Origin of the sequence: Bacillus infantis (assembly GCF_050107595.1) — a bacterium.
Classification (GTDB): Bacteria; Bacillota; Bacilli; order Bacillales; family Cytobacillaceae; genus Bacillus_AB; species Bacillus_AB infantis_C.
On record NZ_JBNILH010000004.1, the window covers coordinates 479,422 to 488,542 of the forward strand.

Consider the following 9,121-nt stretch of genomic DNA (forward strand, 5'->3'; position numbering starts at 1 on the left):
CTCACTATCTTTGTATAACCTGTTTGTGAATTTTTCTACAAAGTATCAATTTTCTAAATATTGTAGTATACTCCCTTTAAGGAAACATAACGGCAATTATCCGAAAACCAAAACTCCGATGATTGCACCAGCTAATATCTCTAGAACTTTCATAAATTAGGAAACAACCAAAATCTTACATACAGGGAGTGCTAACTATGACCAGCGAGTTTGTCAAAAATCTTACTCCGCAGCTAGTGGAATGGCGCAGGACGCTTCATAGCCTGCCGGAATTGGGCTTTATGGAATATATCACAACCTATCGGATCGGGAAGGAACTTGAGAAGATGGGCTTTACCCTCCATATCGGGAAGGACGCCCTGCAGGAAGATGCCCGCCTCGGCGTGCCGAAAAAAGAAGCTCTGGATGCACACGAAGAAAAAGCAGCTGCTTGGGGAGTCGAGAAAGAATGGCTTGATAAATTGTCAGGCGGCAACACAGGCCTTGTGGCGACTTGGGATACAGGAAAACCTGGAGACCATATCGGGTTCCGCTTTGATATCGACGCCCTGCCGATTCTTGAATCAGCCGATGAATCCCACCTCCCATGCAAGCATGAGTTTGCCTCAGGCGAACCTAATGTGATGCATGCCTGCGGACATGACGGCCATGCGACAATCGGCCTTGGGACAGCGAAATATATTGCAGAACATACAAATGAACTCAAGGGAAAATTCACGCTCCTTTTCCAGCCGGCTGAAGAAGGCGGGCGCGGTGCAAGAGCAATGGTAGCAAAAGGCTGGCTTGATGATGTCGATTATTTCTATTCCGGGCATATCGGGATCCACTCCTATCCAGTCGGAACAATCGCCGCAACAACGACAGGATTCCTGGCCTCAACAAAATACAATGTTTCATTCAAGGGAGTCTCTTCCCACGCAGGCATGCATCCGGAACTCGGCAAAAACGCCCTGCTTGCCGCAACGACTGCAGCCAATAATCTATATGCGATCCCTCGTCATTTTGACGGCGTCACCCGTGTGAACGTTGGTCGCCTGACAGCAGGAAGCGGACGAAACATCATTCCTGAGGACAGCTATATGGAGATTGAAGTCCGCGGTGAAACACATGATATCGGCGACTATATGGCTGACAGCGCCCTTCGGATCATTAAGGCGGCAGCCGATATGCATGATGTTTCCTGCACAATCGAGCCTGTCGGCGTCACCGAGGTAATGACCTGCGATGAGGAGCTCATCCCGAAAATCCAGGAATGGTGCGCTTCAAGCGAGCTAGTCACAGAGGTCATCCCTTCAGTCCCTGTCTCAGGCTCTGAGGATGCAAGCTTTATGATGAACAAGGTCCAGGAGCATGGCGGCAAGGCCACCTATATGCTGTTTGGCACTAATCTTGATTTCCCTCACCACCATCCTCAGTTCGATTATGAGGAAGGAGTGCTTGCGGCAGCGGTCGATACCTTCGCCAGCATCATCAAAGGCGGCTCCTCCAATGGCTGAACTGAACAGCTGGCTTGAAAAAAATCTGGCCATCCTGAATACAGTCTCCAGCATGGACCAGCCGGTGGGCTTCACCCGCCTCAGCTTCACCGCCGAGGAAAAAGCTGCCCATGACGCGTTCAGGAAAGTGGCGGAGGAGCTCGGGCTACATACCCATCAGGATGCGGCCGGCAATCAGTGGGCCATATGGAAAACAGGCAGCAGCCTGCCTCCTGTGGCTGTCGGCTCCCATCTTGATACAGTCGTGAACGGAGGCGGCTATGACGGCCCAGCCGGGGTGCTCAGCGCCCTGGCCGCCGTCAAAACGCTGAAGGATTCAGGATTCCAGCCAGCCAAAGATATCGCAGTCATCTGCTTTGTCTCAGAAGAGTCGGCGCGATTCGGCCTATCCACTATCGGCAGCAAAGCAGTTTCCGGAAAACTCAACAGCGAGGAAGCCGGCAGAATGACTGACCGCAATGGTGTCTCTGTAAAAGAGGCTGCCGAGGAATTCGGGCTCGACTGGTCCAGGATTGAAGAAGCAGAACTGCCTGCTGAAAAGCTTGCCTGCTTTTTAGAGCTTCACATCGAGCAGGGGACCCAAGTCGAAGAGCATGGCGCAGAAATCGGAATTGTAAACGGCGTCGCCTGCCCAGTCCGCCTGAAAGTGCGTGTGCACGGAATGGCTGGCCATACAGGAACGACTCCGATGCATAGCCGCAAAGATGCATTTGTGTCCATCGCCCCGCTCGTCACCTTTGTGCATGAAAGGGCGTCACAGCTTAGTGAAGAAAGCATCCAGCCGCTCGTTGCGACAGTCAGCACCGTTGATCTGAAACCGAACAGCATGAACGTTATCCCCGGAGAAATCGAGCTTGGCATTGATATCCGCAGTGTCGATGACATGCTGAAACGTTCTTTTGCTGAAGAAATAAAGGACTTTTGCCAGAAGGCCGCTGAAGACAGCGGGGTGGAAATCCACGTTGAAACTCTAATCAACAATGATTCCATCATGCTTGATCCCGACATGCAGCAGAAACTCACCGGCATATGCGGAGAGCTTGGCTTAAAGGCCCACAGCATGAACAGCGGCGCCGGCCATGATGTCATGAATATGGCAGCTAAATGGCCTTCCGGATTGATTTTTATCCCCTGCAAGGATGGCATTTCCCATCATCCAGATGAATTTGCCTCCATTGAAGACATTGCCAAAGGCGTCCGGGTAATCACAAGATTCCTGGAAAAAGAGGCTTCCTTATAACAGCCGATATTTGACTTATTTTAAAGGAGTGACCTGATGACTTCCCCCGTAAAAACGTATTTATCTGAAAATAGACAAACTTTCGAAAAGATAAGCGAATACATCTACCATCATCCTGAAACATGCTTTGAAGAATATGATTCTGCTGAGTTTCTCGCAGCGGAATGTGAAAAAGCCGGGTTCCAGGTTGAACGGAATGCCGGCAATATCGAAACAGCCTTTGTTGCCTCCTATGGCAGCGGTTCCCCTGTCATCGGCTTCCTCGGAGAATTTGATGCCCTTTCCGGTCTTGGTCAGGAGCCTGGCAAATCCTCTCCAGAACCGACTGGGAAAAATGCCGGCCATGGCTGCGGACATAATCTGCTTGGCACCGGTGCGTTTGCAGCAGCCTGCGCCGCCAAGAACTATCTAGAGGAAAATAACATGCCGGGGACGATTAAATTTTTCGGGTGTCCTGGTGAAGAAGGCGGTTCAGGCAAGACCTTCATGGTCAGGGAAGGTGTTTTTGACGGAGTGGATATCGCCCTTACCTGGCACCCGTCGCCGGCCAACAGCATCATGAGCTTATCAAGCCTTGCAAACTATCAGGTATTTTTCCGCTTCAAAGGACTTTCCTCTCATGCGGCCAACTCCCCTCACCTTGGGCGGAGTGCACTGGATGCAGTCGAGCTTATGAATGTCGGGGTCAACTACCTCCGTGAGCATGTGATTCCGGAGGCGCGCATCCATTATGCGGTCACCAATACCGGCGGCATTTCCCCGAATGTGGTCCAGGCGGATGCAGAGGTTCTATATTTGATCCGCTCGCCGAAGGTCAAGCAGGTCGATGATATTTACAAGCGGGTGTGCAAAATTGCGGAAGGTGCCGCTTTAATGACCGAAACAGAGCTGACCATTGAGTTTGATAAAGCCTGTTCCAACTATATCCCAAACCGCAGCCTGGAGCGCATTCTCCATGAAAGCCTGCTTGAGGCAGGGATCGAAAAGCCGGACGAGCAGGAAAAAGCCTACGCGAAAAAGCTTTGGGACACGCTCTCTGAAGGCGAAAAAGAAAGCTATATAGATATTTTAAAAGGCTTCGGCTACATAGGGGACGGCAGTGAATTTGCCGGAAAATATCTGGCAGACACAATCTCACCATATGAACCGGAGGATGGCATCCTTCCTGGCTCAACCGATGTATCAGATGTCAGCTGGGTCATCCCGACCGCACAATTGACAGCTTCCACCTCTGCTCTCGGAACGCCGCTTCATACCTGGCAGATGACTGCCCAGGGAATCAGCAGCTATGCCCATAAAGGTATGCTGCGGGCAGCGGAGGCGTTGGCATTGACAGCTATCAGGATGCTGACGGAAAAAGAAGAGCTTGAAAAAGTACAGCAGGAGTTTGCTCTATTCAGGGACGGAAATCCCTATACATGTCCAATTCCGGAAGGTGTAATGCCTTCCAAGTTATCGGAGGGGTCCTCATGAAACTTGAAAATCAGCCAAATACAAGTCCACAGAAAAAGGAAGGCATTTTTCAGAAATTCCTGAACGGAATTGAAAAAATAGGAAACAAGCTGCCGGATCCATTTATGTTATTCGTGGTCCTGACGCTTCTGGTCATTGTTGCTTCAGCGATTTTTAAAGCGTTCGGTGCTACAGTCGTCCACCCCGGCACAGGGGAAGAGCTGCCCGTCAAAAGCTTAGCGTCAGGTGAAGGTCTGCAGTATATCCTCAGCTCGATGCTCGATAACTTTACAGGCTTCGCACCGCTCGGCCTCGTACTGGCAATGATGCTCGGTATCGGCTTGGCCGAGAAAGTCGGTTTGCTTGATTATGCCATCAGGAAAACCATCTTGAAATCACCGCCTGTATTGATCACTTATACCGTTGTGTTTGTCGGAATCATGGGGAATCTGGCCTCAGATGCAGCAATGGTACTGATTCCGCCGCTCGCCGCCATGGTTTTCTACAAGGTCGGGCGCAACCCGATCGCCGGCCTTGCAGCCGGGTATGCTGCAGCCGGTGCCGGCTTCACAGCCAACCTTGTCATTACCGGAACAGACACATTGCTTGCAGGTATTTCCACGGAAGCTGCAAGGATCATTGATGACAGTTTTACCGTCTCACCAGTTGATAACTATTATTTCAACATCGTTTCCGTCTTCCTTCTTACCATTGTCGGCAGCCTTGTGACCACTAAGTTCATCGAGCCGCGCCTTGGCAAATATAAAGGAGATGTCGTCGAGGAAGCAGTCACAGAGGACCACCCGAAAGCAGGCAAAGGCCTGCGCAATGCCGTCATTGCCGGAGGAGTTTATTTAGCCATCATCTTTGTCACTCTCTTCCTGCCTGACAGCCCATTGCGCGGCGAAGGCGGAACCATTGTCCCGTCTCCATTCATTGACGGAATCGTTCCTATCACCCTTATCTTCTTTATTGTGATCGGGGTTGCCTACGGTATGACAGTTGGAAACATCCAATCAAGCGGTGATGTTGCCAAGTACATGGCAGAATCCATGAAAGATATGGCCGGCTATATCGTCCTGATTTTTGCCATCGCTCAATTCATCGCCTATTTCAGCTGGTCCAATATCGCCACATGGGTAGCTGTTAACGGCGCCGAATTCCTGAAGGATATCGAATTTACCGGAATCGGCCTTATCATTGGCTATATCATCTTTACCGCTATGCTGAACTTCCTGATCACATCAGGATCAGCCAAGTGGGCGCTAGAGGCTCCTGTATTCATCCCTATGTTCATGCAGCTGGGCTACAACCCTGCATTCACCCAGGTTGCCTACAGGATTGCCGACTCGTCCACAAACATCGTCACACCATTGATGCCATATATGGTCATCACCTTGTCATTCATGCAGAAATACGATAAAAAAGCAGGAATAGGGACGTTCATCGCCCTCATGCTACCGTACTCCATCTGCTTCCTGATCACCTGGATCATCCTGATCCTCGTATTCTACTTCTTCGGCATTCCGTTTGGGCCGGGGATCGGGCCGATGCTTTAATTGGCAGCAGCTATTATCAGGTACCAGGTATACCCAAAAGACACTTTTGCCGTTTTGTCCACGGAGGGTACCTGGTACCGGACGAACAGGAAAAAAGCCCGCAGCTTCGCTGCGGGCCTTTTCCTGTAAATTATATATAACTTTCTGCTGTATCAATATCTTTTTTCATTTCCAATTCGGGATATTTATTATCTAACTTTCTTAAACAAATAATTAGCTCTTTACTTTGCAAGGCTCCTGCTATGTCTTCAAAAACCTCACTTATCCAATATAATTCCCCCTTGCTGCAATGCTCTAAATAATACAAAGTTTTCTTTTCATCTTTCACAAGAATTTCAATCATTTCATTCCAGCAATTTTGTATCCCATAGTCATCATTTAAATTTAATTTGTTCCTTTTATCTATTAAAGCTTTCATTTTCTTTTTAATATCCATATACATTTCCCTTTTAAACTTCGGTTGTTTGCCGCAAATAGAAAAACATCTCAACACCTCAGTTTACTTTTACTAGACCCTTTATTCTTCATATTATGCAGGTTCGTCAGTGATAAACATAGCAACGCAGAGGCTGAAAGGTGTTAATACCAAGCTATACTGTCCAAGTTCTTAAGGAAGAAAAAAAGGCTTGTAATTTAGCGCTTCATCTACTATCTCTTCTGCACTTAGATCTTCTTCGTTCCAAAATATTAAATCATTTACATTAGGATGGGGTACGTTTTTTTCTAGCATGTCTAACAAACTATCAAGTTCCTTTTCCGTACCATCTGCATTCATTATTTTCTCTACTGCCTTAACTAGTTCTTCTCTATTAATTTGCATTTCTTTATTTTGTTAGATCATATTCTAAATTTTTCTCATCCCAAATGAGAATGTGGTCATCAACATGCACATGCCATTCAGCACCTTCTAAAACATTTCGAATATCCGCAAGCAGTGAAGCCCAATGATCCACCCCGTCAAACATTGCATCTTCACTATTATCGGGCAATTCAGTTGAACCCTCAAAAATCACATCAGGCTCTGAAGGGCTTTCGGGATCATATATATAAAAACTTGTCCAATTGTGACCTTCTTCGGTCCTTAAGTATTCTTCTATTTCATCATCGACTGAGTACCTTTCCAGTAATTGATCAATCGAATCTTGTTCAGCTTGGGTAAGTTTTTGCTTGCGTTTTGCTGTGTAGTAAATTGAAGCACTCATTTTCGAAGATCCCTCCATTTATTGAAATTGCCAATAGTTAATCAGGAGAATAGATTTTAATTAATTCTCGTTTAAAATCCTCATACATCAAAATTGCTTCTTTTAGAATTTCCTCTAATTCCTCATAGCTTCGATATACCGGCTTCTTTATTCTCTGTCCTGAAGGATTTAAAAGTCTGGAATAAATACTCCAGGGGCTTCCCAATTGCAACTCATTTTTGTAATAAACAACCCATATAAATTCTGTCATTCCAAGCTCTACACTAATATTGAACCATATTTTATAATCGGGTGAATTGTCTTCCACCCCTAGCTTAAAAAACTTTTCTCTTTTATCAAATTTGGCAGGATACCCTATACTATTCAATATTTCTTCAACTTTATCTTTGTCATAGCTTTCCAGCCTATCTTCAATACCATCTGGATTTGTCTCATAACGAGCGGATAGACTTCTATACCGATCTTCAAATGAGATATTTTTTAATGCCATTTTGATTTCTGGTTTCATTTCCATATTCAATTTCTATTCCTCCTGCAATCTTTCGAATAAACCTACGCCTGTGGAACGGAATGCCTTGCTGCTCCGCTTTTTATTGTGGGTTACTTAAAGAGATAAAATTAATATGAAGGAAAGTGTTTCCCTGAGAAGAAGTACGCAAAGAAGTTATATTAGATAGCAGGAATATCTACCACTACGCCTGGGGATTGGCTTATCAGTAATCCAGGGAGGTCAGGGTTAATTTTTTGCAATTTATATCTTTGTACTTTTGTTAATCCCGGATCAAAGGAAATTTTCTGCGATTTATATTCCTTGTTAACAAGCTTGTGATAAACCTTATTCAGAAAATATCCCCAGTGCTCTAGAGAATGATCGATTCCTCCATTTGGATTTTCCAGTATACGGAAGCCATCTGCATAATGAAACATTAGTAATCCAGTCCCAAAATCACAAGTTTTATTTTCTAAAATAGCCATCGGAATATCAAAACCCTTACTCCAATTGTAATTTGCTGCAAAAAAATGGAGCATGAGGGGGTTATCCATCTTACTTAAGTGAATTATTATATTAATTTTATCTGTATAATAAAGCAGCTGTTCCAGAACATTAATATTTTGTTTATACATGATGTTTACCCTCCACTGTGCTTTATTCGGGGGAATAGACTTTAATCAATTCACACTTAAAATCCTCGTACATTCCAAAAACAATCTTCATGATTTCCTGCAGTTCTTCATAGCTTTGAAAGAACATTACAGGTATTGTCTCTGTATCGTTTGTCATTAATCTCACGAACATATCCCATGGGTCCACAGCTACCGGCCCCTCAAGCCCAGGCACATTCACATACCTCTTAACATCATCGCCAAAGATCTTCGCTTTTTAACATCCCGGCGTCGATTAACGGGATGGTGAGGGCAGCAATGATGGCAGCCAGCTTGCCGCCTTCTTCCAGTCCACTTTTCCAGTCTGCCGCCACTGGCTGTAATATTTACGAACATTTATAATTTGTTTTGTTGTAAAAATGCTTTTAAAATCCTTTCAATAGGTAAACTAGCATTTTGTAGTAATTTCTCTACTTTGTCCTTTATTTGCTTATTAAAAGCAATTATTTTTTTATACTCTTCACCATCAAAAGAACGTAAAGAATCTATTGCATATTCAGCCACTTCATCACTCTCATTAAGTAAATCTAATAATAAATTAAATCCATATACTCCGTTATCTTCATCTATACAGTAGGCTAATCTAATTTTATATTTATCATCTGTATCTTTTAATCCTCGAATTAAATTCTCCCAATCAATATTAGTAAACTCACTCATCAATTCTTGCACATACATAAATTCATCGTCATAAAAATAATTATCTGCGCTATTTTCAGATAATATTGCATCTACTTTTTCGTACATTCACTTTCCTCCTCTATTTACTAAAACCAACTGGTAATGGAGCATTAATTTGTCCTGTTGTGTAGCCGCTAACTACCGTATCACCAATTTTAATAACATCAATTTCTACACCATCAACCATCCCCGTATGGAAATGTAATCGTCAACCCAAAAGTTGACCATGTCGCTCATGTAAAAGTTGACCACCCTCTTGTTATTTCGAGTATGTCTCTTTGAGACGATAGCTTTCTCCATTCATAGGGATGATATGGGCCTTGTGGG

General features: G+C 45.0%; 11 protein-coding genes. 4 read left to right on the forward strand and 7 right to left on the reverse strand.

The window, feature by feature from the left end; translation table 11 throughout:
- The first annotated feature begins 197 nt into the window (after positions 1 to 197).
- From ACQCVH_RS11545 to ACQCVH_RS11560, 4 genes are read left to right on the forward strand one after another with little or no spacing between them, the layout of a single operon-like run.
- Positions 198 to 1,496 (forward strand): amidohydrolase, encoded by a 1,299-nt coding sequence (locus tag ACQCVH_RS11545; protein WP_426835802.1) that lies wholly within the window; start codon positions 198 to 200, stop codon positions 1,494 to 1,496.
- Entirely contained in the window at positions 1,489 to 2,736 is a 1,248-nt protein-coding gene (locus tag ACQCVH_RS11550; protein ID WP_426835803.1) for a M20 family metallo-hydrolase, read from the forward strand. The genes ACQCVH_RS11545 and ACQCVH_RS11550 overlap by 8 nt, the downstream gene beginning before the upstream one ends.
- 36 nt (positions 2,737 to 2,772) lie before the next feature.
- Complete coding sequence (locus ACQCVH_RS11555; RefSeq protein WP_426835804.1) at positions 2,773 to 4,209, forward strand: M20 family metallopeptidase; 1,437 nt, start codon at positions 2,773 to 2,775, stop codon at positions 4,207 to 4,209.
- Complete coding sequence (locus tag ACQCVH_RS11560; protein ID WP_426835805.1) at positions 4,206 to 5,747, forward strand: AbgT family transporter; 1,542 nt, start codon at positions 4,206 to 4,208, stop codon at positions 5,745 to 5,747. Before ACQCVH_RS11555 ends, ACQCVH_RS11560 begins: the two co-directional genes overlap by 4 nt.
- A gap of 130 nt (positions 5,748 to 5,877) precedes the next feature.
- Here the strand turns inward: ACQCVH_RS11560 and ACQCVH_RS11565 are convergent, their stop codons facing one another.
- The 7 genes from ACQCVH_RS11565 to ACQCVH_RS11595 form a co-directional block, all read right to left on the reverse strand.
- Complete coding sequence (locus ACQCVH_RS11565; protein WP_426835806.1) at positions 5,878 to 6,183, reverse strand: hypothetical protein; 306 nt, start codon at positions 6,181 to 6,183, stop codon at positions 5,878 to 5,880.
- Between the two features lie 171 nt (positions 6,184 to 6,354).
- Positions 6,355 to 6,567, reverse strand: a complete 213-nt coding sequence (locus ACQCVH_RS11570) for a bacteriocin immunity protein (protein ID WP_426835807.1) — start codon at positions 6,565 to 6,567, stop codon at positions 6,355 to 6,357.
- A 4-nt stretch (positions 6,568 to 6,571) separates the two neighbouring features.
- Positions 6,572 to 6,949: a hypothetical protein gene (locus ACQCVH_RS11575; protein ID WP_426835808.1), complete on the reverse strand. Its 378-nt coding sequence runs from the start codon at positions 6,947 to 6,949 to the stop codon at positions 6,572 to 6,574.
- A 37-nt stretch (positions 6,950 to 6,986) separates the two neighbouring features.
- Entirely contained in the window at positions 6,987 to 7,463 is a 477-nt protein-coding gene (locus ACQCVH_RS11580) for a hypothetical protein (RefSeq protein ID WP_426835840.1), read from the reverse strand.
- A gap of 155 nt (positions 7,464 to 7,618) precedes the next feature.
- On the reverse strand, positions 7,619 to 8,074 hold the full coding sequence (locus ACQCVH_RS11585; protein ID WP_426835809.1) for a DUF4274 domain-containing protein: 456 nt from the start codon (positions 8,072 to 8,074) through the stop codon (positions 7,619 to 7,621).
- Between the two features lie 22 nt (positions 8,075 to 8,096).
- The gene (locus ACQCVH_RS11590) at positions 8,097 to 8,288 is read right to left on the reverse strand and encodes a hypothetical protein (RefSeq protein WP_426835810.1); all 192 of its coding nucleotides are present in this window, start codon (positions 8,286 to 8,288) and stop codon (positions 8,097 to 8,099) included.
- Between the two features lie 161 nt (positions 8,289 to 8,449).
- Positions 8,450 to 8,860: a hypothetical protein gene (locus tag ACQCVH_RS11595; protein WP_426835811.1), complete on the reverse strand. Its 411-nt coding sequence runs from the start codon at positions 8,858 to 8,860 to the stop codon at positions 8,450 to 8,452.
- Positions 8,861 to 9,121 lie beyond the last annotated feature (261 nt).